The following is a 21,606-nucleotide window of genomic DNA, read 5'->3' as shown; positions in this document are numbered from 1 at the left end:
AGTGTGCTGAACACGACGCTGTCTTCGTACTTCCGCTCCGCGCGCGCTCGCCGACTCCTCGTCGACCTGGCCGTGACCGTCGCCTTCGCGTGCGTCATCTGGACGTACTCGCTCACCTACGACGGGTCGGTCGACAAGGGGGACCGGGTCGTCCAGACCTGGACCGGTTGGCACCTGGCGATCCCCGCCGTGACCGTCGCCCTGGTCGGGATCCGTCGGTTCGTGCCGTGGGTCGTGCTCCCCGCGCTGCTCGCAGTGGACTGGTACGACCGCTGGAAGTCCATCGGGAGCGAGCCCTTCGGTGTCGCGATGGGGCTGTTCGCCATCGCCAGCGAGCGTCCCTGGCGCCACACCCTCGTCGCGGGCGGTGTGGCGCTCACCGTGCTCGTGGCGTCGACACAGCTCATCGGCCGGACGACACGAGGGTTCTGGACGTGCCTGATCGTCTACACGTTCGGCATCGTCGCGGGATTGGCGGTGCGCCGTGCACAGGCCGCCCGATGGCGGGTGCTCCGGCTCCTCGCACAGTCGCGCATCGAGCGCAGGACGACCCAGCGCGCCGAGGAGCGAGCGGCGCTGGCCCTCGAGGTCCACGACGTCTGCTCCAACTCCCTCGCGGTCGTCAGTCGACTCAGCGAGGTCGCGCGCAGCCGTGTCACGACCGAGCCCGCCGAGGCGATGCGCCTCCTGGACGACGTCGCGCGCGTCGCACGGGACGGCATGACCGAGGTCCGACGGTTCGTCCGACTCGCCGAGAGCGACCCGGTCGACGGCGATGTCCACGCCATGATCGCGCGCGTCCGGGCGGTCGGCGTCCCGTTGAGGGCGACGATCTCGGGGGAGCCGCGGGACGAGCGGGTCGCAGCGACGGTGTACCGGGTGGTGCAGGAGGCCCTGACGAACGTGCTGCGCCACGCACGTCCCGCACGGGTCGACCTCGAGGTCCACCACGACCAGGACGGCGGGGTCTCCCTGCGGGTCCTGAACGACGGGGTCGTCGCCACCACGCGCGGCTCCGGCCGTGGGACGCGCGGGATGGCCGAGCGTGTGGCGACCCTCGGCGGGAGCCTCCGGGCGGGGCCTGGACCGACGGACGGCACCTGGTGCGTCGAAGCGACCGTCCCGCCGCCTGGTCGCTCGGTCACGGGCGCTCACCCTCGAGCCGCGGCGGTGGCACGGTGATCCGCGTCCTCGTCGTCGACGACCAGCACCTGCTCCGCACCGGGACCGCGATGGTGATCGGGACGGCGGACGACCTCGTCGTCGTGGGGGAGGCGCAGGACGGTCTCCAGGCCCTGGAACGGGTCGGTGTCCTCCGGCCGGACGTCGTCGTGACGGACGTCCGGATGCCGGGGATCGACGGCATCGAGACCACCAGGCGGATCACGGAGCGCTTCCCGGCCGTCAAGGTCCTCGTGCTCACGCAGTTCGACCTCGACGAGCACGTGTTCGGCGCCCTCGCCGCCGGCGCGAGCGGCTACCTGCTCAAGGAGAGTTCCGCCGCGGAGCTCTGCACTGCGGTCCGGACGGTGGCCGCGGGCGATGCGATCGTGGCACCTCGAGCGTGCCGACGCCTGGTCGAGACGGTGAAGCCGGCGTTGCTCACGGCCCGCCCGCAGCAGGCTCCGGCCTCGCCCTTCGACGCCCTCAGCGCTCGGGAGCTCGACGTCGTCCGGGCCCTGGCGGACGGGTCGTCGAACGCCGAGGTGGCCCGGTCCCTCTTCATCTCCGAGGCGACCGTGAAGAGCCACGTCGCGAGCATCCTGCGGAAGCTCGGGGTCCGTGACCGCGTGCACATCGTCATCGAGGCGTTCCGCTGCGGGGTGGTCCAGGACTGATCGTCAGGGCAGGACGACGATCGGCGTCCCCAGCGGCAGTGCGTCGAGCTGCGCGACGGCATCCGGTCGGACCCGGATGCACCCGTGCGACACGCGGCCGCGGGGGTCCGGGTTGGCGTGGATCGCGATGAGCCCGCCGTCGGTGCCGGTGTACGGCTCGTCGGCTGCGGTCGCGTGCAGCGAGGTGAGCTGGATCGCCCCGGGCGCCAGCGCCTGCGCGGGGTCCACGTAGCGGGCCTGGAGGTAGCCGCTCACACCCGTCGGCGTCGGGGTGGAGTCCTGTCCGACTCCGACCTCGTGCCGGTGCGATCCCTGCGCTGTCGTGATCGTCATCGACTGCTCCGCCACACGGACCGTGACCGAGGCGGTGGCTGGCTGCATCGCGGGCAGCTCGTCGGTCCGCGCCCACGCCGCCGTCTGCGCGGGTGCCCCCGACGCACCCGCCGCCGAGGGCAGCGTCTGCCGGGCGGGCGTCAGGACGAGCGTCCAGTCGCCGGTCGTGGTCACCGCGGCGACCACGGTCGGTCCCCGCAGGAAGTTGCGCCCGGGGAGCACGGCGACCGGTTCTCCGTCGCGGGCCGCGTACAGCACGAGGTCGTGATCGAGGAGCCCGGCGTGTGACGCCACAGCGTCGGGCCCGGGCAGGAGTGCGCCGATGACGGCGTCGTGCACGGCGACCGGCAGGTCCTCGGTGGGCGGACCGGTCGGTGCGGTGCTCGCCTCCGGGGAACGGTTCGGTGTGGGGCTCGGCGGGGACTGGCCCTGCGCGGGTGACGTCGGACGTGACGGACGCGGGTCCGTGGAGGTGGTGCTGCATGCCGACGCACCTGCCACGAGGGCAGCACCCACCGTGAGTCCGAGGCAGCGGAGCGCCGCACGGCGGTCGAGGGTCATGGATCGGTCCTTTCGACGGTCCGGGGATCAGCGGTGGGGGGACGGCGGGGCCGCGGCGACGTGGCGCCGCGGCCCCGAGCCGGATCACCCCGCGACGCGCGGGAGCTTGGTCGGGGGCTGGGTGACGCCCTGCTTCCCGACCGGGGCCTTCGGCTTCGAGCTGCCAGATCCGGGGGTGCTCTTCCCCGAGTGACGGTCAGGGTTCGCCGCCTCCTCCAGCTCCGATCCGTCGTTCGCGCTGCACCCGGCCGCGAGGAGCTGCCGAGCGCTCTCCGGCGTGATGTGTCCGTCCTTGCCGTACACCGGTGTCGGCTTCGTGCCCTTCGTGCAGGTGAAGCGGTCACCCGCCGGCTGCTGCTGGCGCTGCTGCTCGGACTGCGGCTGCTTCTTCTTCTCCGCGGGCGTCGTCGATCCGTCGTTCCCGCCCGACCCCCGCGCGCCGGACCCGGTCGAGCCCGACTTCCCGCCGGACCCCTTCGTGTCCGGCGTCCGAGGGTCCTTCCGGTCCTGTCCCTGGTTGCCGGTCTGCTGCTGCGAGGTGGTCGGCCGACCGGTCTCCGACCGGTCCGGTTCCCCGTGCGCCGTGAGCGGCGCGAGGACGACCCCACCCACGAGGGCGAGCCCGGCCGACGTGGCGAGGATGGTCTTCTTGATGGTGTTCACGATGTGCTCCGTTCGGTCGTGTCGGCGGTCTCTCCGTCGACATGAACAGTGAAGCGCTGGAACACCACATGTCACACCGTCCGGACGGACGGTTGCGCGCCCCGCCGTCCGGACGACGCGGCGCACGGTTCCCCGACCAGGGGTGGTTCCGAACGGGAGGCGCGGTGCGGCTACTCCGCGCGGCGCGCGTGCCAGCGGCCAGCGGTCCGCTCGATGGCCAGCGGGAAGGCGAAGGCGTGCGACACCGCCTCGGACGTGACGACCTCGTCGGCCGGGCCCTGGGCCACCACGGCGCCGTCGCGCAGCAGCATCGCGTGCGAGGTCGACGCGGGCAGGTCCTCGAGGTGGTGGGTCACCATCACGCTGCCGAGGTCCGGCTGGCGCTGGCGCAGGGCGTCGACCGTCTCGAGCAGGTGCTCGCGCGCGGCGACGTCGAGTCCGGTGGCCGGCTCGTCGAGCAGCAGCAGGCGCGGTTCGCTCATCAACGCCCGGGCGATGAGGGTCCGCCCGCGTTCGCCCTGCGACAGCACCGGCCACCGGGCGTCGGCCCGTGCCGCGAGGCCGACGTCCGCGACGTGCCGTCGGGCGGTCTCGAGCTGGTCCGGCGTCGGCTCCCACCGCATCATGAGGTCCGTCGTGCCGGTCAGCCCGGTCAGGACGGTCTCGGTGACCGTCAGCGGCGACAGCATGCGGTGTCGCGGATCGACGTGCCCGATGTGCTCGCGGAGCTCCCGCACGTCGACGCGGCCGAGCCGACGCCCGAGCAGCTCGACGGTGCCCGCGGTCGGGTGCCCGTTCGCACCGAGGACGGCGAGCAGGGTCGACTTGCCCGCGCCGTTCGGACCGAGCAGCGCCCAGTGGTCGCCGCTGCGGACGGTCAGCGCCACGTCGTGCAGCAGGTCCCGCCCGGCGCGGGTGACACGGAGGGCTTCGGTTCTGAGCAGGACGTCGGTCACCCGGCCAGTCTGCCCGGTCGGGTGCCCCGGCCAGCCCGTCTCAGGCGGTCGCGTCGGCGTCGGCGTGCGCGTTCGCGGCGCGGATCTCCGCCATGTGCTCGGCCATCGCGCGGGACATGCTGCGGATGACGGCACCGGCGGCCTCGCCGTCGCGGGCCTTCGCCGCCGCGCGGAACGAGTCGAGCCCGTGCTTGACGTCCCAGAACACGAACTCCGGCTGCCCGATGCGCACGAACTTCGCGCGGTTGACGATGCCCTCGGCGGTCTTGACGAGCAGGTCGTTGCCCGAGTGCGCGACGAGGAACGCGATGAGTGCATCGACGTCGTCGTTCAGGGCGCGGTCCTCGGCGTCGGCGTGCTTGCGGGCCTGGTCGAGGAGCTTGCCGAGCTGCTTCACGGCGGCGTCGTCGAGCTTCGGCACGGCCCAGCGGGCGGCGAGCTCGGCGAACCCGAAGAGCAGCTGGAACGCGTCGTCGTACTGCTCGCGGGTCGGGGACGCGACGCGCGTGTACCGGTTCGCCTCCATCTCGACGAGCCCGAAGTCGACGAGCTTCGCGATGGCCTCGCGGATCGGGGTCCGACTGACGCCGAGCCACGCGACGAGCTCGTCGTCGTTGAGGCGTTCACCGGCCTGCAGCGTGCCGTCCTGGATCGCGGCGAGCATCTTCTCGAGCACGACGTCCCGCAGGAGCTTCCGGGGGGACGACTCCACCGACGACTTGGGTACCGGCATGGCTGCTCCTCACAGGTTCGGGTGTTCCGTGTGCCAAACCTAGCGTGTCAGTTGGCAAGCGTTCGGGAAATCACCTGAGAGGGAAAAGCGTCAGCGTCGCAGGTCGACCACCGTCCGGCCGTGCACCCGTCCGGCGACCACCTCGGCGCCGACCGCGACGGCGTGCTCGAGGTCGACCGTGCGGGTGACGTCGGCGAGCAGTGCCGGGTCGAGGTCGGTCGCGAGCCGCTCCCAGGCCCGCTGTCGCAGCGGCAGGGGTGCCTCGACCGAGTTGATGCCGAGCAACGACACCGCGCGCAGGATGAACGGCATCACCGACGTCGGCAACGCGGAGTCCTGCGCCAGGCCGCACGCCGTCACCGCGCCACCCCACCTCGTCGCGGCGAGGACGTTCGCGAGCGTGGCGCCGCCGACGCTGTCCACGGCGCCGGCCCAGGTCGCGCGCTGCAGCGGCTTGCCGAGCTCGGCGATCGCTGCGCGGTCGACCACGTCCGACGCGCCGAGGGCACGGAGCGAGGCCTCGTTCGCCCGCCGCCCGGTCGAGGCGGTCACGCGGTACCCGCGGGCGGCGAGCAGGGCGATCGCCACCGTGCCGACGCCGCCGGACGCCCCCGTCACGAGCACCGGCCCGTCCTCGGGCGAGACCGTTCGCTCGAGGGCGAGGACGGAGAGCATCGCGGTGAAGCCGGCGGTGCCGATCGCCGCCGCGAACGAGTCCTCGACCGTGTCCGGCAGCACGACGAGGGACCCGCTGGGCACGATGGCGTGCTCCGCCCACCCGCCGTACCGCGTCTCGCCCAGGCCGGCGCCGTTGCACACCACGCGGTCACCGATCGCGACGTCGTGGACCCCGGGGCCGAGCGCCGACACGGTGCCGACGACGTCGATGCCCGGGACCAGCGGGTCGATCCGGGCGACGCCGGGGTTGCCCGCCAGGGCGAGCCCGTCCTTGTAGTTCACGCTCGAGTACGTGACGTCGACGCACGCCTCGCCCTCGGTGGGGTCGGGGAGGTCGACCTGCGTGATCGCGGGTGGGGTGGAACGGGAGACGAGGACTGCGCGCGTCATGGACCGGACGCTACCCCGTGCCTCCCGGCCCGATGCCCGTTCGTTCCCAGAACGGGTGCGGTACCTGGCGCAACCGGGCGTACCTGGTGGCTCCGACGGACCAGGTACGCCCGTTCCGACCAGGTAGGCCCGGATCGACCCGGCGCCGGCAGCCGGCCCCCGGCCCCCGGCCGCCAGCCCCCGGCCCTGGCGCGCCCGCCGCCGCGCCGCTCAGCCGAACATGATGGCGGCCTCGTCGTACCGCGCCTGCGGGACCGTCTTGAGCTCACCCAGGGCGTCCTCGAACGACACGTGCACGATCTCCGTGCCCTGGAGCGCAACCATCCGGCCCCACCGCCCCTCGACCACGGAGTCGATCGCCGCGAGCCCGAGCCGTGTCGACAGCACCCGGTCGTACGCGGTCGGGGTCCCACCGCGCTGGATGTGCCCGAGCGTCGTGGCGCGGGTCTCGATGCCCGTCATCTCCTCGATCATCGGCGCGAGACGCTCGCCGATCCCGCCCAGCCGCGGCCGCCCGAACGCGTCGAGGCCGCGCTCCGTGTGCGCGTTGTCCTCGTGGTCCGGCACGAAGCCCTCGGCGACGACCACGAGCGGCGCGCGCCCTCGGTCGTAGGCGGCACGCACCCACGCCGCGATCTGCTCCATGCTCGTCTTCTGCTCCGGGATGAGGATCGCGTGCGCACCCGCGGCCATGCCGGAGTGCAGCGCGATCCAGCCCACGTGCCGGCCCATGACCTCGGCGACCATGCAGCGCGAGTGGGACTCGCCCGTGGTGCGGAGGCGGTCCATGGCCTCGGTCGCGATGGCGACGGCGGTGTCGAAGCCGAACGTGTAGTCGGTGGCACCGAGGTCGTTGTCGACGGTCTTCGGGACGCCGACGATCCGCAGGCCGGCGTCGGTGAGGCGCTTCGCCGCGGCCAGGGTGCCCTCGCCGCCGATCGCCACGATGGCGTCGATGCCGTGCCGTCCGAGGGTCTTCGTGATGTTCTCGACGCCGCCGTTCGGCCCCTCGAAGGGGTTCGTGCGGCTGGTTCCGAGGATCGTGCCGCCCTGCTTGGCGATGCCCTGGATGTCCTTGCGACCGAGGGGCACGATGTCCCCGTCGACGACGCCCCGCCAGCCGTCGCGGAACCCGACGAACTCGTGGCCGTGGATCGCGATGCCCTTGAGCACGATGGCGCGGATGACCGCGTTGAGGCCGGGGCAGTCGCCTCCGGAGGTGAGGATGCCGATGCGCACGGAGACTCCAACGTCGTCGGGTTGCGGGGACCTCCCCATCATGTCTGACGGTGGTGTGGCATTACCATCCCCGTGTGTCCCTGCCGTCCTCCGTCGCCTCCGGTCCGTCCGGAGCGCCCGGTCGGCGGCCGGGTGGGTCCGGCCGGGGCGTCGGGTCCGGCCAGACCTCCGCTGCGGCCGTCCGGGTCGACACCGTGTACCGGCCTGGAGGCGCGGTGGACGTCCGCGCGACCCTCCGGCCCCTGCAGCGCGGTTCCGGTGACCCCGCCTTCCAGGTGGTCGGGTCCGACACGTGGCTCGCGCTGCGCACGCCGGCGGGGGCTGCCTCGGTGCTCGTGCGCCGTGCGGGCAGCGATGCCGTCGCGGTCTCCGCGTGGGGTGCCGGTGCCGCCTGGGCGGTCGAGCACGCACCTGACCTGCTCGGGCGCGGGGACGACTGGTCCGACCTCGACGTCAGCGCGCACGCCTTCCTGGCCGAGGCGCGACACCGTCAGCCGGGGTTACGGCTGCTCCGGACGAACACCGTCGTGGCGATGCTGGTGCCGGCGATCATGGAGCAGAAGGTGACCTCGCGACAGGCCTGGCGCGCGTGGCGGTACCTGCTCCGGCGCTTCGGCGAGCCGGCACCCGGTCCGGCGCCCGCGGAGATGTTCGTCCCGCCGGCCCCCGAGCAGTGGGCGCGGATCCCGAGCTGGGAGTGGCACAGGGCGGGCATCGAGCCCGGTCGCTCGGCGACGGTGATGCGGGCGGTCAAGGTCGCGCCCGCGCTCGAGCGGACGCTGGGGCTCGGTCGCGGTGGCGCGGTCGTGTCGCAGCGGCTGCAGTCGGTCCCGGGCATCGGGCAGTGGACCGCTGCCGAGACGGCGCAGCGGGCGCACGGGGACCCGGACTCGCCGAGCGTGGGCGACTACCACGTGCCGGCCCTCGTCGGGTGGGCACTGACGGGCGGCCCCGTCGACGACGACGGGATGCTCGAGCTCCTCGAGCCCTGGCGCGGGCACCGCGAGCGCATCGTCCGACTGATCGGGGGCTCGGGCTTCCGGAAGCCGACGTTCGGTCCGCGGATGACGATCCAGGACCACCGCTGGCACTGAGCCGGATCGCTCGCTCGCGGACCGGCGCCACCGGTGCGGTCCTGCCGGGCTCCGTGTCATGATCGGGGAGTGGGGAACGTCGTCGTCGTGCAGGTGGGAGACCCGCGCCGTGCGCGCCTCGAACGCGAGGGGTGGTCGGTCACCGCTCGGTCGTTCGGCGCGCAGCTCGACGCCGATGGGATGGACCTCGATCGCATGACGGCGCTCGTGTCCCGAGCTGGCGCGGGAGTCGCGTTCCGGTCGATCGGCCCGGACGACGTCGACGACGTGCTCGCCCTGGATCGCCTGACGGCGGACGACTACCCGGGCAGTGTGGCGACGCGGCACGAACAGATGGACCGGCGCGCCGCGACACCGACCGCGGAGCGCTGCGCTGCCGGGGCGTTCCTCGAGGACGGGTCCCTCGTCGCCGTGACCTACGTCGAACTCGACGGGGCCGTCGCCGAGACCGACTTCACGGTGGTGCACCCGTCACACCGCGGCCGAGGGATCGGCACGGCGCTCAAGGCGTGGTCGGTCGTGGCGCTCCGACGCGAGGGTGTCCGGCGTTTCCGTACCGGTGGCTCGGCCGAGAACGCTGCGATCCTCCGCGCGAACGCCGCTCTCGGCTACGAGCGGGACGAAGAGTGGGTGACGCTGACCGCCCCGGACAGGGCCGGAGCTGCGACGTAGGCTCCTTGTGAGAACCGATCTCACGAAGGAGGAACCATGTCGGACCCGAACACCACCCCCGCCGCCGAGGCCGAGGAGCACCGCGTCGCCGAGCACGACGTCGCCGACCACGACCACGAGCAGGACGGCGGCGAGCACGAGACCGTCGAGCACGGCGACCACGTCGACTTCGTGCACGACGGCCACCGGCACGCCCGTCACGAGGACCACTACGACGAGCACTGAGCGGCACTGACGTGACCGGCGGCGGCCGGGAGGGGCGTGGCGGAGCCGCCACGTGCCTCCCGGCCGTCGTCCGTGCGGCCTCGGGCCTCCTACGCTGGCCGCATGACGACATCCATCCGCTCCGCTCGGCCGAGTGACGCGGACGCCGTCGAGCGGATCGAGAACGACGCCGACCTGCCGTTGGTCGACCGCCTCCGCGCCGACGTCCGGGCTCCGGCTCCACACGGCGATGCGCGGCTCGCAGAGCCCGGCTTCCTGCTCGTCGCCGAGGTCGACGGCGAGGTCGCCGGGTTCGCGCACGTCCTCGAGGTGGACGGTGTCTGCCATCTCGAACAGCTGTCGGTCCACCCGCTGCTGTCGCGGCGGGGCCTCGGCCGAGCGCTCGTGGAGGCCGCGAAGGACGGAGCCCGCGAGCGTGGGTACGCACGCATCTCCCTCCGCACCTACGCGGACGTGCCGTGGAACGCGCCCTTCTACGCGACGGTCGGCTTCCTCGAGGAGGAGCCGGCCACGTCCTTCCACCGGTCGCTGCTCGAGGTCGAGGCACAGCACGGTCTCGATCGGTACGGGCGACGGGTGCAGATGAGCGCGCCCCTCGGAGACCCACGTCCGTAGGAGCGGTGTCGGCGCCGGCGACGCCTACGGGTGCCGGGTGCCCTCGCCGGCGAGCACGGCCCGGTAGCCCTCGCGGAACGTCGGGTACCGCGGCTCCCAGCCGGTCGAGCGCAGCAGGGCGTTCGCGAGCCGCTTGTCGCCGCCAGCCTGCCGCCCCTCGGGCTCGGCGCTCGGCAGCTGCTCGACGCCGAGTTCGCACGCCAGGAACGTCAGGACGTCGTCGAGTCGGACCGGTTCGTCGTCGGTACCGAGGTACGTCGGTGCGGGGTCGTCCACCCCCGCCAGGTGGACGAGTGCCGCGGCGGCGTCGTCCCGGTGGATGCGGTTCGTGTGGGGCGACGTGCCGGACGACAGCCGGGCCTGCCCGGACCGCACCTGGTCGATCAGTCGCTCGCGGCCGGGTCCGTAGATGCCCGAGAGCCGGACGAGCACGGCCTCGGGTGCCCGCTCCCGCAGCAGCGCCTCGGCCTCGAGCAGGACGCCGGCGGTCGGGGTGCTCGCCCGCGCCGGGGTCTCCTCGGTCACCTCGCTGCCGTCGTCGACGTCGTACACCGCGGTCGAGGACACGACGAGCAGCCGGGGTGAGGCGCCGGACGCGTCGATGCCGTCGAGCACGTTGCGCAGGCCGTCGAGGTAGGTCGCGCGGTACTCGTCCACGGCACGGGAGCCGGCGGCGAAGGCGACGACGACCACGCCCGTCTCCGGGTCGATCGTCGGGACCTCCTGACGGAGGTCGACGCTGCGGCCGGTGATCGGCGCGGGGATGCGCTCGGCGCGACGGCGGAGCCCGGTGACCGGGTGGCCGAGCGCTGCGAAGCGCAGGCCGGCTTCGGTACCGAGGTCGCCGCAGCCGGCGATGACGACGGGGGAGCGGTGCTGCATGCCCTGAGCTTGTCAGGTGTGCGTCGGAGCGGCCCGAGCGCGAGGGCCCGGGCTGTCGGTCGTCAGACCTGCTCGTTGTCCGGCGACTCGGGCTCGCCGCCCGAGTCGACGTCGCTGTCCTGCTGCGGGTCCTCGGTCGCGTTGCCGGTGGATGAACCGTCGGGCAGGTCCTCGGTGCGCTGGAACTCGCTCTCGGGGGCGTCCGTGGAGCCGTCGGTCGGGGTGTTCTCGTGCTGCTGGTCGCTCATGCGGCGCACGCTACGCGGGAGCGCCTCCACCGCTGTCCGGGCAGGAGTGTCCCCCGGGAGGCGACTCGGGCGCGGTGCTCGTGCGACCCGTACGGGCGCTGCGTCCCCCGGGTTTGTAACGGAGAGATAACGACTCAGAACTCGTCCAAACCCTTCGGCGGAGGGTCCCGAATCACCTGCATCAACCGGGAAACACCCGGAGCGCTCACCAGCCGCAGGTAGCTGGTTCTCCACCCCTTTCCGGGGTGTGTTCGGCGCACACACAGTGTCCGCGCCGAGCGCGACGACGAAAGGAACGCATCTCATGCGCAAGTCCCTCAAGACCTCGATCACCCTCGCCACCACCGGCGCCCTCGTCCTCGGTGGTGCCGCGTTCGGCATCAGCTCGGCGAACGCCGCGACCCCGAACGTGCAGACGGTCTCCTCCTCGTCCGAGGCCTCGAAGATCCCCGCCCCGGTCGCATCCGTGCCGGACGTCCTCGGCGGCGACACCTCCGTCGCGCTCGACAGCAGCTTCACCGACGCGCTGACCTCGCTGGGTCTGACCCCGGGCGTCTCGGGCGACGCGAAGCTCGAGAACGGCGCCGTGTCGTTCCCGATCACCGCCGGCTCGGTCACCTACTGGAGCCCGGACGGCAACTACCGCCCCTACGTGCAGGGCCTGCTGAACCACAACGGTTCGGGTCTGACCCTGAAGGCCGGCGACACCACGGTCACGCTCGAGAACTTCGTCGTGAACCCGGGCTCGTCCAAGCTCTACGGTGACGTCCTCGTCAACGGCGAGGTCGCCGCGTCGAACGCCTACCTGTTCGAGCTCTGGGGTGGTTCGCTCAAGCCGCTGCAGCTCGAGGGTGACAACGCGGTCCTGACCGGCACCACCGTCCACATCTCCGAGGACGCTGCTGGCCTGCTGAACAAGACCTTCAGCACCGACGCCGTCAAGCGCGGCATGCTCGTCGGCACCGCCACGATCACCGCGCAGATCAAGTAACGCCCCGCGGCACAACCGCCGCACCGGCACCACCACGAGAAGGCGCCGCTCCCGACCACGGGAGCGGCGCCTTCCGCACGTCCGGGTGAACGATCCGGCCGGCTGTCTCGTCGTCAGGGCATGGGACTCCGCACACGTACGAAGGTCGTCATCGGCATCGCCACCGGTGTCGTCGTCATCGGCGCCGCAGCCGTCATCGCCGGCCCGGTCATCTACGCGAACACCGTCAACGGCCAGGCCGCCGCCGCCCCCTCGCTGAGCGCCGCTCCGTCCGGCTCCGGTGCGACGCTCGATGCCCAGCAGGCCGACGGCACCTGGACGAGCAGGAGCAGTTCGTACGCCGGGTACCGCGTGCACGAGGTCCTGCAGGGGAATGATGTGGACGTGGTCGGTCGGACGAAGGACGTGGAGGGCACCGCGACGGTCGACGGCGGCTCGCTCACGAAGGCGACCGTCACGGTGCAGGTCGCGACGATCTCCACACCCGAGGCCGCGCGCGACGAGTACTTCCGGAGCAAGGCCCTGCAGACCGACCGGTACCCGACGGCGACGTTCGCGCTCACCGAGCCCGTCGACGTCTCGAAGGCGCTCGACGGCAGCACCCAGGACGTCACGCTCACCGGCACGATGGACCTGCACGGCGTCGAGAAGCCGGTCACGGCCGATGCGCAGGTCGCCGTGACGAAGAACGGGGCCGTCCAGGTCGTCGGCTCGGTCCCGATCACCTTCGCCGACTACGGGGTCGAGGCCCCGTCGCTCGGCTTCGTCACCGTGGACGGGAAGGGCTCGGTCGAGTTCTCCCTCGACCTGGCGAAGTGACCGTGACGAGCCGTTCCGCCGACGAGCTGCTGGCGACGCTGTACCGCGAGCACGGCGACGCGCTCACCCGGTACGTCCGGCACCTGACGCGGGACGGCTCGACCGTCGAGGACGTCGTGCAGGAGACCATGGTCCGCGCCTGGCAGCGTCCGGCGGTGCTCGAGCGGGCGCCCGACAGCGCACGGGCCTGGCTGTTCACGGTCGCCCGGAACCTGGTCGTCGACGACGCCCGCTCCGCACGCAACCGGCGTGAGCAGGGCTCCGAGCACCCGGTCGACCGTGCCGAGGCCGACCGGACGGACGCGGTGCTCGACCGCATCGTCGTGGCGGACGCACTCGCGTCGCTCAGCCCGGACCACCGCCGCGTGGTTGTCGACGCCTACTGGCTCGGCCACACCGTGCCGGAGATCGCACGACGACACGACATCCCCGAGGGCACCGCGAAGTCGCGGTTGCACTACGGGCTCCGGGCCCTCCGGCTCGCACTGCAGGAACGAGGAGTGACCCGATGAGCGAGGACCGGTACGCGGAGTGGGACGCGGCGTACGTCCTCGGCTCGCTCACGCCCGACGAGCGGCTCGAGTACGAGCGGCACCTCGAGACGTGCGACCGCTGCACGGCGGCCGTCGCCGAGCTCGTCGGCCTGCCCGGTCTGCTCGCGAAGCTCCCGGCCGACCAGGCGGTCGAGATCGCGGCACCGGACGGGAGGCCCGACACGCGTCCCGAGAGCACCCTCGCCGCCGTCGCGCACCGCGTCCGACACCGTCGTCGCCGCCGTCGGGCATGGGTGGCCGTGACCGCGGGGCTGGCGGTCGTCGCCGCCGTGCTCGGCGGGCTCGCCGTCGGCACGGCCGGTGGACGAGGTGCGACGGTGCAGGCCGGTGGCGCGCCCACGACGTCCGCACCGACGACCGCGGGCGACCGCTACACGATGACCGGGTCGCAGGGTCTCGACGTCGACCTGGCCGTGAGCGGCGAGCAGTGGGGCACGCGCTTCGACTGGGGGTGCTCGTACGGCGGCAGGGAGTGGTCGGCGGACGGCTCGGTGATGTACGACCTCGTGGTGGTCCGGAAGGACGGCTCCGTGCAGACCGTGGCCTCGTGGTCGGCAGCCGGGGCCGAGGCCCGCGGGCTGTCGGCGTCGACGGACGTCCCGCGCGACGACATCGCCGAGGTGCAGGTCCGACTGCGCGGCGAACGCGGGTCCCTGGTGAGCACCGACCTCGCTCGACACACGGGATGATGGCGGGGTGGACCGCGCCGCACCAGTGCTCGACGACGTCGTCCGCGCGGTCGCGCGGACGGGCTTCCGCGCCCACGGCCTGCACGTGCTGGTCGGCGACGACACCGCCGAGCACCACTGGTCCGCCGACGTCCGCCGTGACGTGCACTCCGTCGCGAAGGGCGTGGTCGTCCTGGCCGTCGGGACCGCCGCGGACGACGGGCTGCTCGCGCTCGACGAGTCCGTCGGCACGCTGCTGCCCGACGTCGTGCTCGGACCGGGTGTGCAGGACGTCACGCTCCGACACCTGCTGACCATGACGAGCGGCATCGACATGCCGTGGTCGCCGACGCAGACCACCGACTGGCCGGACCTGGCACGGGAGTTCCTGGGACGCCCGACCGTCGGACGATCGTTCCGGTACGCGAACGCCAGCACCTACACGGCCGCGAGGGCCCTGGCCGCACGGGTCGGCGACGTCGGCGCGTACGCGCAGGACCGCATCTTCACCCCGCTCGGCATCGACGACGTCCGCTGGGACCGCTGCCCGCTCGGTCACGTCGTCGCGGGCGGCGGCCTGTGGCTCCGCACCGCCGAGGTCGCGCGCATCGGCCGGTTGCTGCGGGACCGCGGCGCGGCGGACGGGCGTCAGCTCGTGCCCGCGGCGGTCGTCGACGCGATGCACACCGACTGGGTCGCGGCGGGGTCGTCACCGTCGTACGACCGCTACGCCCTCGCGGGCTGGGGCGGCCCGGGACGGACCTGGCGACTGCACGGGGCGTACGGGCAGCTCGTGCTCCTGGACCCGGTCGCCGACGCCGTCGTCACCCTCACCGCGGACGACCACGAGCGTGCCGACGTGACGGCCGCGGCCGTCGCGGAGGTGCTCGCAGGCTCCAGCTGAGCCGGTCCCGCCGAGCGGGCTCTCCTCAGGCCTCCGGCTCGACCGGACCGAGTGCGTCGAGGACGCGGTGGGAGACGGACCGCAGGGTGTCCGCATCCGCAGCCACGGGCCTCCAGAACAGCTCCTCGAGTGCCGCGGTGTGCGCGCGGATGCCGGCGAGCACCGCGCGCCGACCCTCGGTCGTCATCGTCACCCAGCTGCCACGCCCGTCCGCCGGGCAGTCCGCGCGGGCGACGAGCCCGCGCCCGACCATCCGCGTGACCTGGTGGCTCACGCGCGACTTCTCCCACCCGATGCCCGCGGCGACGTCACGGACCCGCAACCGGTGGTCGGGAGCGCGGTGCAGGCCGATCAGGATCTCGAACTCGGGGATCGAGATGCCGGCACCCTGCTGGACGGCCTGGTCGAGCGCCCGGTCGAGCCGACGCCAGACGTCGTGGAACGCGTCCCAGGTCGCCCAGTCGTGCCCCTCGCCGCCCTGCTCCGCCATGACCGCCAGCGTAACCAGCGGGCGTGCCGCGGGACCGAGGATCATCCGTTCGGCTGACTCCGGGGCGGCACTCGGCGCGCTCAGAGGTCACGTCGGACGCCCGGAATACGATCACTCCATGCCGACCCCGCACCTCCGAGACTGCACCGACGACGCGGTCACGCGGGCACAGGGGTGGATCGAGGCCGCCCGCGGGGTGAAGCCGGAGCCCGCGGCCGCACGTCTGGCCGAGATGCTCGCCGACCCCCGTGGCGCCGAGTTCGCCCGCGCGTTCGTCGACGTCGTGGTCCGGCCGGAGGACCCGAAGGTCGTCGCCCGGAACCTCGAGCGTGCGAGCCGGGCGGTACCGGACGACCTCGCCTGGTACCTCCGCGGCGCGGTGACGGTGGGCGGTGGCTTCGCGACCATGGCGCCGTGGGCGGTCGTCCCCTCCGCGCGGAAGGTGCTCCGGCGACTCGCAGGACACCTCGTCGTCGACGCCACGCCCGCCCGGACCCCCGCGGCACTCGCGAAGGTCGGCGGACCGGACACCCGACTCGACGTCGACCTGCTCGGCCCCGCCGTGCTCGGACCGGCCGGCCGCGACCGACGGCTCGCGGCACTCGACGACCTGCTGCACCAGGACGTCGCCGCCGTCACCGTCGACCTCGACGCTGTGCTGCCGCCGGTGTCCCCGTGGGACCTCGACGACGCCGTCGCCGACGCGGTCCGGCACCTCACACCGCTCCTGCACACCGCGGCGAGCCGGCCGACACCGCCCGTGGTCACCCTGCAGTCCGGCCGCGCCCGAGGTGTCGAACGGGCCGTCGCGGTCCTGAGCGCGCTGCTCGAGCAGGACGGCACGCGGGAGCTCACCCTCGGGGTGACCCTGCCCGCCGAACTCCCCGAGTCGCTCGACCTGCTCGACCGGGTGACGACCGCAGCACGGGAGCGTCGGGCATCCGGCGGGGCACCCGTGCGCGTCCGCTTCACCAAGGGCACGCTCCTCGCCACCGAAGGGGTCGACGCCGTGCTCGAGAGCCGGCCGCTCGCCGTGACCGCGGACACCCGCACGACGGACACCGCGTTCCTGCGCCTGCTCGACACGGCGATCGACCCCGAGCGGACGGACGCCGTGCACGTCGGTGTCGCCACCGACGACCCGTTCGCCCTCGCGACCGCGCACGTGCTCGCCGAGCGCCGCGGCGTGCTCGACGTCGTCGGACCCGAGCTGCTCCTCGGCACGACGCGGTACGCCGAGGTGCTGCGCACGGCGTTCGGCCACGTGGTCCTCGGTGTGCCACTGGTGCGGCCCGACGAGTTCGACGCTGCCGTCCCGTACCTCGCTCGTCGACTGCGCGAGGTCGCCGGCCACCGCCCGGTGGGCGGCTCGACCACGGCCGGGTCGACGGCGGCGGACACGACCGGCTCGACCGACGACACCGCTGCCGTCGAACGTGCCACCGCCGAGCACGTCGACGCCGTGGCCGCGCTCCTCCGTCCCGCGCCGCCCACGCGCCGCACCCAGGACCGCCGACGGCCGCCGGGTGACCCGGTGCTGCGCTCGGCTGCCGAGAACACGCAGGACACCGACCCCTCCACACCGGGCAACCGCGCATGGGCCGCCGAGGTGCTCGCCCGGGTACCGGAGTCGCAGCGCGGCACCCGGACGATCCGTGCCGCCCGCATCACCGACCGCGGACGCCTCGAGCGTCTCGTCGCCCGCACCGCCCAGGCCGGTGTGAACTGGGGCCGCCAGGACCCGGAGGACCGTGCCGAGCTGTTCGACCTGATCGGCCACGCGCTCGAGACCCACCGCGGGGCACTCGTCGAGACGATGATCGGCGAGCTCGGGCTCACCCTGACCGACGCCGACGGCGAGGTCAGCCGGGCCGTCGACGCCGCCACGCACGCCGCGGACCGCACGCGACACCTCGAGGACATCAACGGGGCGGTCCCGGTCCCGCCGCGCCTGACGGTCGTCGTGCCCTCGTGGAACGCCCCGCTCCTCGATGCCGCCGACGGTGTGCTCACCGCGCTCGCCGCGGGCAGCGGGGTCGTGCTCCAGCCCGCCACCGCCGCCCGACGCACCGGTGCCGTCTTCGCCGACGTGCTCTGGGACGCCGGGGTCCCGCACTCCCTGCTCCAGCTCGTCGACCTCGACGGCAGCGACCTCGCACGCGACCTCGTGGCGCACCCCGCCGTCGACCGCGTCGTCCTGACCGGCACCCCGGAGACCGCTCGGTCCTACCGCTGGTGGCGCGCGGACCTGCCCCTCGTGGCGGAGCTCACCGGGGTCGTCACCGCGGTCGTCACCCCCTCGGCCGACCTCGACCAGGCGGTGCGCGACGTCGTCGCCTCCGCCTTCGTCCGCTCCGGACAGGCGTCGTCGGCGGTGTCGCTGCTCGTGCTCGTCGGGTCCGTGGGGGAGAGCCCGCGCTTCCGCGAGCAGCTCGCCGATGCCGTCCGTGGCCTGCGCACCGCGTGGCCGACGGACGCGACCGCCCAGGTCGGGCCGCTCGTCGCCGAGCCGACCGGCGCCGTCCGGACCGCACTCACCGAGCTGCGCCCGGGGGAGTCCTGGCTCGTCGAACCGGTCGCGCTGGACGACACCGGTCGGCTCTGGTCGCCGGGTGTGCGGGAGGGCGTCCGCGCCACGGGCGACCTCGCGCGGACGGCCGTGCCGGCACCCGTCCTCGACGTCGTCCGCGTGGAGACCCTCGACGAGGCGATCGCCCTGCAGCACTCCGTCGACGGCGGCTCCGTCGCGGCGCTCCACACCCTCGACCCCGACGAGGTCGCGACCTGGTCCGACCGGACCCTGGCCGGCGTGCTCGTGGTCGACCGCCCGACCACCGGGGCCCGGCCGGGACGCCAGCCCGTCGGCGGGTGGCGCGGGACCGCGGTCGGTCCGACCGTGCACCGCGGCGGGCCGCTGGCCGTGATCGGGGCGGACCGGTGGGACCCGACCCGACGTCAGCCGCACCGGAACATCCAGCTGCAGGGACTCGGCAACCGCGTCACCGCCGTCATCGAGGCGGCCCGGGCCGGACTGTCCTTCGAGGAGTTCGACCGCGTCCGTGCGGGAGCCGAGAGCGATGCCGCTGCCCGGGCATCGTTGTACGGACGATCGCGGGACACGGCCGACCTGGTCGTCGAGCGGAACGTCATCCGGTTCCGCCCGCAGTCGGTCGTGGTCCGGCAGTCCTCGGGGGTCGGCGCCGGCGACCTCGTCCGCGTGCTCGTCGCCGCGACCGCAGCGCGCGCGCACGTGCTCCTCAGCACCGCCCGTCCGCTGCCCGCCGAGCTCCTGCCGCTGTTCTCGACGGCGCGCTCGCCCCTCGACGTGGTCGACCAGGTCGTCGAGGACGACGCCACGTTCCTGGGACGGGCTGCGGCGGGCACCCTGCTGCAGGACGGGTGGTCGGACGGCGCTGAGCCGGAGGTCGACCCGATCGACCTGGTGCTCGCGCAGGGAGCGGAGCCCCGACGGCACGCGGCCTTCGGCGGCCCCGGGTCACGCGTCCGGCTGCTCGGCGGTGACGCCCGTGCCCTCGAGGAGGCCCTGGGCGCCGGCACCGAGACGACCATCCACGACGACCCCGTGGTGGAGTCCGGCATCGTCGAGATGCTGCACTTCCTGCGGGAGCAGACGGTGTCCGTCACCGCGCACCGTCACGGTGACGTCTCCCGGGTCTTCAGCCGCCTCCGCCTCTGAGGTACCGGACCGGATGCGGGCGTAGCGTCCGGACCATGAACGCACGAGCGAACGACGACGAGGTCCAGACCGCCCCCGTGATGGACGGTGCCACCGAGGCCACCAACGAGGAGAAGCTCGCCGGCCTGGTCGAGCAGGTCGATCACGACCACGGACACGAGGGTGCCGGGGCCATGGCCGACCACCTGCGCGACCGGATGGACGAGACGGGTGTCGAGGAGGAGCAGCCGAACGACGAGGTCGAGTAGGCAGCGGCGGTCAGCGTCGGCCGGGGCGACCGTGTCCCGTGCCGACGAGGCCGACCTCGAGCACGGTGAGGACCACGGCGACGACGAGCTGTCGTGCCGCGAACCCCCGTGTCTGCCGGTCGAGGGCGATGAGCGGCACCATCGAGACGCCGTGCGTGGCGTCGACCGCTGCGCCGAGGACGTGCGCTTCCGGTGACGCTGCGCGCGTGAGCAGTGCGGCCTGCACGAGTTGCCGGGCGCCGAGCACCCGACCGAACACGGCCACCCGGCCCGTCGACCCACGCGAGGCGAGCAGGTGTGCGACGCCGATGCCAGCGCGGAGCCCCTCGACCCACCGCGCCCGCTGCCGGCGGTCCCTGCGGGAGCGGCGGCTCATCGGCGCTTCCCCGCGGCCAGGGCGATCGCGCCCGCGACGCCGACGGCGGCTCCGATGATCCCGTTGCCGAGCCTGCGGTGCTCCACCCACCACGTCTGCGGTGACCAGGCGTGCGCGGAGTCGTCGAAGACCCCGTGCGCACCGTGGTCGCCCGGGACGGGCTCGTGCAGGTTCGTCGGCAGCGACTGTCCGTCCTTCTGCTCGGCCTGCTGTCCGCTGACCAGGGTCTTCGCGGCGTACCAGTCGGCGAAGCGTCCACTGATCCGGTTGCCCAGGATCGTGTAGACCGTCGATTCGCCCACCCACGTGCGGCGGCGCGGCCGCTCTGCAGTGACGGCGATCGCGCGGGCGCCGACCTCGGGCTGGTAGATCGGTGCGACGGGCTGCGGGTGGTGCGGCAGGAGCGACTTCACCCAGTTGAACTGCACCGTGTTGAGCGCCGGCATGTCGACGCGGCTCACGGCCACCCTGCTGCCCTGTTCCGTGAGCTCGGACACCACCGACTCGGTGAACCCGACGATGGCGTGCTTCGCGCTGCAGTAGGCGGCCTGCAGGGGGATGCCCCGGAAGCCCAGTGCGGAACCGACCTGGATGACGTGCCCACGGTCACGGGGGACCATCCGGGCCAGCGCCGCGCGGGTGCCGTTGACGAAGCCGAGGAAGTTGACGTCGACAGCGCGCTCGAAGTCGTCGGGGCCGGTGTCCGTGAAGCGCCCGAAGACCCCGACCATCACGCAGTTCACCCAGAGGTCGATCGGTCCGAGCTCCTGCTCGGTGCGCTCGGCGGCGGCCTCGACGGCCTGTCGGTCGGCCACGTCGGCGATCAGCGCGAGGCCTCGGCGTCCCGCGGCCTCGACCTCGGCGACCGCGGCGTCGACACCGTCGCGTCCACGGGCCAGGACGGCGACGTCCCACCCCCGGGCCGCGAGTTCGCGGACGGTCGCACGTCCGAGCCCTGCCGAACCACCGGTCACCACTGCCACGCGCGTCATGCTGTCCGTTGTACGCGGGCTCGTGTCCGCACCGGTCCAGCCGCTGTCCCCCGGCCGCCGGACGGCGTGGGGCAGGATGGCGCGGTGGAGACGGACGACCAGGAGCAGACCGAGGAGGCACCTCCCGGCTGGGTGTTGCGGACCCCGACCCGGTACCGGGAGGTCCTGGGGTCACCGGTCCTCGCACTCGTGCTGGCGGTCGTCGCCGTCCTGGTCGGGAGGGCGTTCGGCGATGCACTCGCCCTCGTCACCGGGACCGTCGCCGGTGTGCTCGGGATCGCGTGCGCGGTGGTGCTCCTCGTCGCGGCGCTGCGGGCGTACCGGGAGCAGACGCGTGGCGCGTCGTGGGACCTGCACCGCGTGCGCGTCGTGGTCGGTGTCACCGCCGGAGCGGCGGTGATGGTCGCGAGTCTCGTCGTCGGGTTCCCGATCGCGGCGACGATCGGGGTCGTCGGTGGCTTCTCGCAGCTCAGTCGGTACGCCCGATCCGTGCCACGCTTCGACCTCTCGGCCGTGGCCTGGGCGTTCCTCGGCGTGGTCCTGAGCTGCGCGGTCCTCGTCGTCCTGGGACTCGTGCTCCCCGAGGGCCCGGTGCTCCCCGCCTGGCGCGCGGCGGTCTGGGTCGGTGGCGGCATCGCGGCAGCCGTGTTCGCCGCGGTGCTCGCCCTCGTGCACGCACAGCGGGCAGGCCGAGCCCCGTCGCGGTGACGGGAGGCGGTAGCCGACCGTTCGCGGAGCCG

Annotated in this window: 25 protein-coding genes; 14 read left to right on the top strand and 11 right to left on the bottom strand. The window is 73.5% G+C overall.

Annotation, left to right across the window (positions count from 1 at the left end; genetic code table 11):
• The first annotated feature begins 3 nt into the window (after positions 1-3).
• Positions 4-1,182, top strand: coding sequence for a sensor histidine kinase (locus tag JOD95_RS08975; RefSeq protein ID WP_209684656.1), 1,179 nt, complete (start codon positions 4-6; stop codon positions 1,180-1,182).
• Positions 1,179-1,838, top strand: coding sequence for a response regulator transcription factor (locus tag JOD95_RS08970; RefSeq protein WP_209684654.1), 660 nt, complete (start codon positions 1,179-1,181; stop codon positions 1,836-1,838). The genes JOD95_RS08975 and JOD95_RS08970 overlap by 4 nt, the downstream gene beginning before the upstream one ends.
• Positions 1,839-1,841: 3 nt before the next feature.
• Here JOD95_RS08970 and JOD95_RS08965 read toward each other — a convergent pair whose 3' ends face one another.
• The 6 genes from JOD95_RS08965 to JOD95_RS08940 form a co-directional block, all read right to left on the bottom strand.
• Positions 1,842-2,732 carry a L,D-transpeptidase gene (locus tag JOD95_RS08965; RefSeq protein ID WP_209684652.1) on the bottom strand — a complete coding sequence of 297 codons (891 nt, stop codon included), beginning with the start codon at positions 2,730-2,732 and terminating at the stop codon, positions 1,842-1,844.
• Positions 2,733-2,816: 84 nt separating this feature from the next.
• Complete coding sequence (locus JOD95_RS08960) at positions 2,817-3,395, bottom strand: hypothetical protein (protein ID WP_066651342.1); 579 nt, start codon at positions 3,393-3,395, stop codon at positions 2,817-2,819.
• Positions 3,396-3,565: 170 nt separating this feature from the next.
• Positions 3,566-4,351 (bottom strand): ABC transporter ATP-binding protein, encoded by a 786-nt coding sequence (locus JOD95_RS08955; RefSeq protein WP_209684650.1) that lies wholly within the window; start codon positions 4,349-4,351, stop codon positions 3,566-3,568.
• A gap of 40 nt (positions 4,352-4,391) precedes the next feature.
• On the bottom strand, positions 4,392-5,084 hold the full coding sequence (locus JOD95_RS08950) for a GntR family transcriptional regulator (protein WP_209684648.1): 693 nt from the start codon (positions 5,082-5,084) through the stop codon (positions 4,392-4,394).
• Positions 5,085-5,174: 90 nt separating this feature from the next.
• Entirely contained in the window at positions 5,175-6,152 is a 978-nt protein-coding gene (locus tag JOD95_RS08945; protein ID WP_209684646.1) for an acryloyl-CoA reductase, read from the bottom strand.
• A gap of 210 nt (positions 6,153-6,362) precedes the next feature.
• Positions 6,363-7,391 carry a 6-phosphofructokinase gene (locus JOD95_RS08940; RefSeq protein WP_066651350.1) on the bottom strand — a complete coding sequence of 343 codons (1,029 nt, stop codon included), beginning with the start codon at positions 7,389-7,391 and terminating at the stop codon, positions 6,363-6,365.
• Between the two features lie 194 nt (positions 7,392-7,585).
• On the opposite strand from JOD95_RS08940, the gene JOD95_RS08935 reads away from it, so the two are divergent.
• The 4 genes from JOD95_RS08935 to JOD95_RS08920 all read left to right on the top strand — a co-directional run bounded on the left by JOD95_RS08935 (position 7,586) and on the right by JOD95_RS08920 (position 9,997).
• Positions 7,586-8,485, top strand: a complete 900-nt coding sequence (locus tag JOD95_RS08935) for a DNA-3-methyladenine glycosylase 2 family protein (RefSeq protein WP_209684925.1) — start codon at positions 7,586-7,588, stop codon at positions 8,483-8,485.
• A gap of 69 nt (positions 8,486-8,554) precedes the next feature.
• The gene (locus tag JOD95_RS16930; RefSeq protein ID WP_209684644.1) at positions 8,555-9,157 is read left to right on the top strand and encodes a GNAT family N-acetyltransferase; all 603 of its coding nucleotides are present in this window, start codon (positions 8,555-8,557) and stop codon (positions 9,155-9,157) included.
• A 36-nt stretch (positions 9,158-9,193) separates the two neighbouring features.
• A complete protein-coding gene (locus tag JOD95_RS08925) occupies positions 9,194-9,382 on the top strand; it encodes a hypothetical protein (RefSeq protein WP_058750533.1) in 189 nt (62 codons plus the stop codon).
• Positions 9,383-9,484: 102 nt separating this feature from the next.
• Entirely contained in the window at positions 9,485-9,997 is a 513-nt protein-coding gene (locus JOD95_RS08920) for a GNAT family N-acetyltransferase (protein ID WP_209684642.1), read from the top strand.
• 24 nt (positions 9,998-10,021) lie between these two features.
• Here JOD95_RS08920 and JOD95_RS08915 read toward each other — a convergent pair whose 3' ends face one another.
• Positions 10,022-10,879 (bottom strand): NAD-dependent epimerase/dehydratase family protein, encoded by an 858-nt coding sequence (locus JOD95_RS08915; protein ID WP_209684640.1) that lies wholly within the window; start codon positions 10,877-10,879, stop codon positions 10,022-10,024.
• A gap of 62 nt (positions 10,880-10,941) precedes the next feature.
• The gene (locus tag JOD95_RS08910; RefSeq protein WP_058729353.1) at positions 10,942-11,127 is read right to left on the bottom strand and encodes a hypothetical protein; all 186 of its coding nucleotides are present in this window, start codon (positions 11,125-11,127) and stop codon (positions 10,942-10,944) included.
• Positions 11,128-11,431: 304 nt separating this feature from the next.
• Here JOD95_RS08910 and JOD95_RS08905 point away from each other — a divergent pair, with 304 nt between their 5' ends.
• From JOD95_RS08905 to JOD95_RS08885, 5 genes are all read left to right on the top strand, one after another.
• Positions 11,432-12,118 carry a hypothetical protein gene (locus tag JOD95_RS08905; RefSeq protein ID WP_209684638.1) on the top strand — a complete coding sequence of 229 codons (687 nt, stop codon included), beginning with the start codon at positions 11,432-11,434 and terminating at the stop codon, positions 12,116-12,118.
• A gap of 120 nt (positions 12,119-12,238) precedes the next feature.
• Entirely contained in the window at positions 12,239-12,937 is a 699-nt protein-coding gene (locus tag JOD95_RS08900) for a YceI family protein (protein WP_209684636.1), read from the top strand.
• On the top strand, positions 12,934-13,449 hold the full coding sequence (locus tag JOD95_RS08895) for a sigma-70 family RNA polymerase sigma factor (protein WP_066651360.1): 516 nt from the start codon (positions 12,934-12,936) through the stop codon (positions 13,447-13,449). Before JOD95_RS08900 ends, JOD95_RS08895 begins: the two co-directional genes overlap by 4 nt.
• A complete protein-coding gene (locus JOD95_RS08890) occupies positions 13,446-14,180 on the top strand; it encodes an anti-sigma factor (protein ID WP_066651362.1) in 735 nt (244 codons plus the stop codon). The genes JOD95_RS08895 and JOD95_RS08890 overlap by 4 nt, the downstream gene beginning before the upstream one ends.
• A 7-nt stretch (positions 14,181-14,187) precedes the next feature.
• Entirely contained in the window at positions 14,188-15,063 is an 876-nt protein-coding gene (locus JOD95_RS08885; protein WP_209684634.1) for a serine hydrolase, read from the top strand.
• 25 nt (positions 15,064-15,088) lie between these two features.
• Here JOD95_RS08885 and JOD95_RS08880 read toward each other — a convergent pair whose 3' ends face one another.
• On the bottom strand, positions 15,089-15,553 hold the full coding sequence (locus tag JOD95_RS08880; RefSeq protein ID WP_158407717.1) for a MarR family winged helix-turn-helix transcriptional regulator: 465 nt from the start codon (positions 15,551-15,553) through the stop codon (positions 15,089-15,091).
• A gap of 118 nt (positions 15,554-15,671) precedes the next feature.
• Here JOD95_RS08880 and JOD95_RS08875 point away from each other — a divergent pair, with 118 nt between their 5' ends.
• Together JOD95_RS08875 and JOD95_RS08870 are read left to right on the top strand one after the other, a co-directional pair.
• The gene (locus JOD95_RS08875; RefSeq protein ID WP_209684632.1) at positions 15,672-19,250 is read left to right on the top strand and encodes a proline dehydrogenase family protein; all 3,579 of its coding nucleotides are present in this window, start codon (positions 15,672-15,674) and stop codon (positions 19,248-19,250) included.
• A 35-nt stretch (positions 19,251-19,285) separates the two neighbouring features.
• A complete protein-coding gene (locus JOD95_RS08870) occupies positions 19,286-19,498 on the top strand; it encodes a hypothetical protein (protein WP_066651373.1) in 213 nt (70 codons plus the stop codon).
• Between the two features lie 10 nt (positions 19,499-19,508).
• Here JOD95_RS08870 and JOD95_RS08865 read toward each other — a convergent pair whose 3' ends face one another.
• Both JOD95_RS08865 and JOD95_RS08860 read right to left on the bottom strand, forming a co-directional pair.
• A complete protein-coding gene (locus JOD95_RS08865; protein WP_066651376.1) occupies positions 19,509-19,874 on the bottom strand; it encodes a hypothetical protein in 366 nt (121 codons plus the stop codon).
• Entirely contained in the window at positions 19,871-20,866 is a 996-nt protein-coding gene (locus tag JOD95_RS08860; RefSeq protein ID WP_209684630.1) for an SDR family oxidoreductase, read from the bottom strand. Before JOD95_RS08860 ends, JOD95_RS08865 begins: the two co-directional genes overlap by 4 nt.
• An 84-nt stretch (positions 20,867-20,950) precedes the next feature.
• On the opposite strand from JOD95_RS08860, the gene JOD95_RS08855 reads away from it, so the two are divergent.
• The gene (locus JOD95_RS08855) at positions 20,951-21,574 is read left to right on the top strand and encodes a hypothetical protein (RefSeq protein WP_209684628.1); all 624 of its coding nucleotides are present in this window, start codon (positions 20,951-20,953) and stop codon (positions 21,572-21,574) included.
• Positions 21,575-21,606: the final 32 nt, after the last annotated feature.

The sequence above is a fragment of the Curtobacterium sp. 1310 genome, from assembly GCF_017834105.1.
GTDB lineage: Bacteria > Actinomycetota > Actinomycetes > Actinomycetales > Microbacteriaceae > Curtobacterium.
Note: the sequence above shows the minus strand (reverse complement) of the source record. Positions and strands in the feature narration are given on the sequence as shown.

What these genes read in the sequence shown, in the direction of transcription:
- JOD95_RS08965 (WP_209684652.1), bottom strand. Translation starts at nt 2,732, where the DNA reads ATGACCCTCGACCGCCGTGCGGCGCTCCGCTGCCTCGGACTCACGGTG.
- JOD95_RS08950 (WP_209684648.1), bottom strand. Translation starts at nt 5,084, where the DNA reads ATGCCGGTACCCAAGTCGTCGGTGGAGTCGTCCCCCCGGAAGCTCCTG.
- JOD95_RS08945 (WP_209684646.1), bottom strand. Translation starts at nt 6,152, where the DNA reads ATGACGCGCGCAGTCCTCGTCTCCCGTTCCACCCCACCCGCGATCACG.
- JOD95_RS08925 (WP_058750533.1), top strand. Translation starts at nt 9,194, where the DNA reads ATGTCGGACCCGAACACCACCCCCGCCGCCGAGGCCGAGGAGCACCGC.
- JOD95_RS08920 (WP_209684642.1), top strand. Translation starts at nt 9,485, where the DNA reads ATGACGACATCCATCCGCTCCGCTCGGCCGAGTGACGCGGACGCCGTC.
- JOD95_RS08915 (WP_209684640.1), bottom strand. Translation starts at nt 10,879, where the DNA reads ATGCAGCACCGCTCCCCCGTCGTCATCGCCGGCTGCGGCGACCTCGGT.
- JOD95_RS08910 (WP_058729353.1), bottom strand. Translation starts at nt 11,127, where the DNA reads ATGAGCGACCAGCAGCACGAGAACACCCCGACCGACGGCTCCACGGAC.
- JOD95_RS08905 (WP_209684638.1), top strand. Translation starts at nt 11,432, where the DNA reads ATGCGCAAGTCCCTCAAGACCTCGATCACCCTCGCCACCACCGGCGCC.
- JOD95_RS08900 (WP_209684636.1), top strand. Translation starts at nt 12,239, where the DNA reads ATGGGACTCCGCACACGTACGAAGGTCGTCATCGGCATCGCCACCGGT.
- JOD95_RS08890 (WP_066651362.1), top strand. Translation starts at nt 13,446, where the DNA reads ATGAGCGAGGACCGGTACGCGGAGTGGGACGCGGCGTACGTCCTCGGC.
- JOD95_RS08880 (WP_158407717.1), bottom strand. Translation starts at nt 15,553, where the DNA reads ATGGCGGAGCAGGGCGGCGAGGGGCACGACTGGGCGACCTGGGACGCG.
- JOD95_RS08875 (WP_209684632.1), top strand. Translation starts at nt 15,672, where the DNA reads ATGCCGACCCCGCACCTCCGAGACTGCACCGACGACGCGGTCACGCGG.
- JOD95_RS08870 (WP_066651373.1), top strand. Translation starts at nt 19,286, where the DNA reads ATGAACGCACGAGCGAACGACGACGAGGTCCAGACCGCCCCCGTGATG.
- JOD95_RS08865 (WP_066651376.1), bottom strand. Translation starts at nt 19,874, where the DNA reads ATGAGCCGCCGCTCCCGCAGGGACCGCCGGCAGCGGGCGCGGTGGGTC.
- JOD95_RS08860 (WP_209684630.1), bottom strand. Translation starts at nt 20,866, where the DNA reads ATGACGCGCGTGGCAGTGGTGACCGGTGGTTCGGCAGGGCTCGGACGT.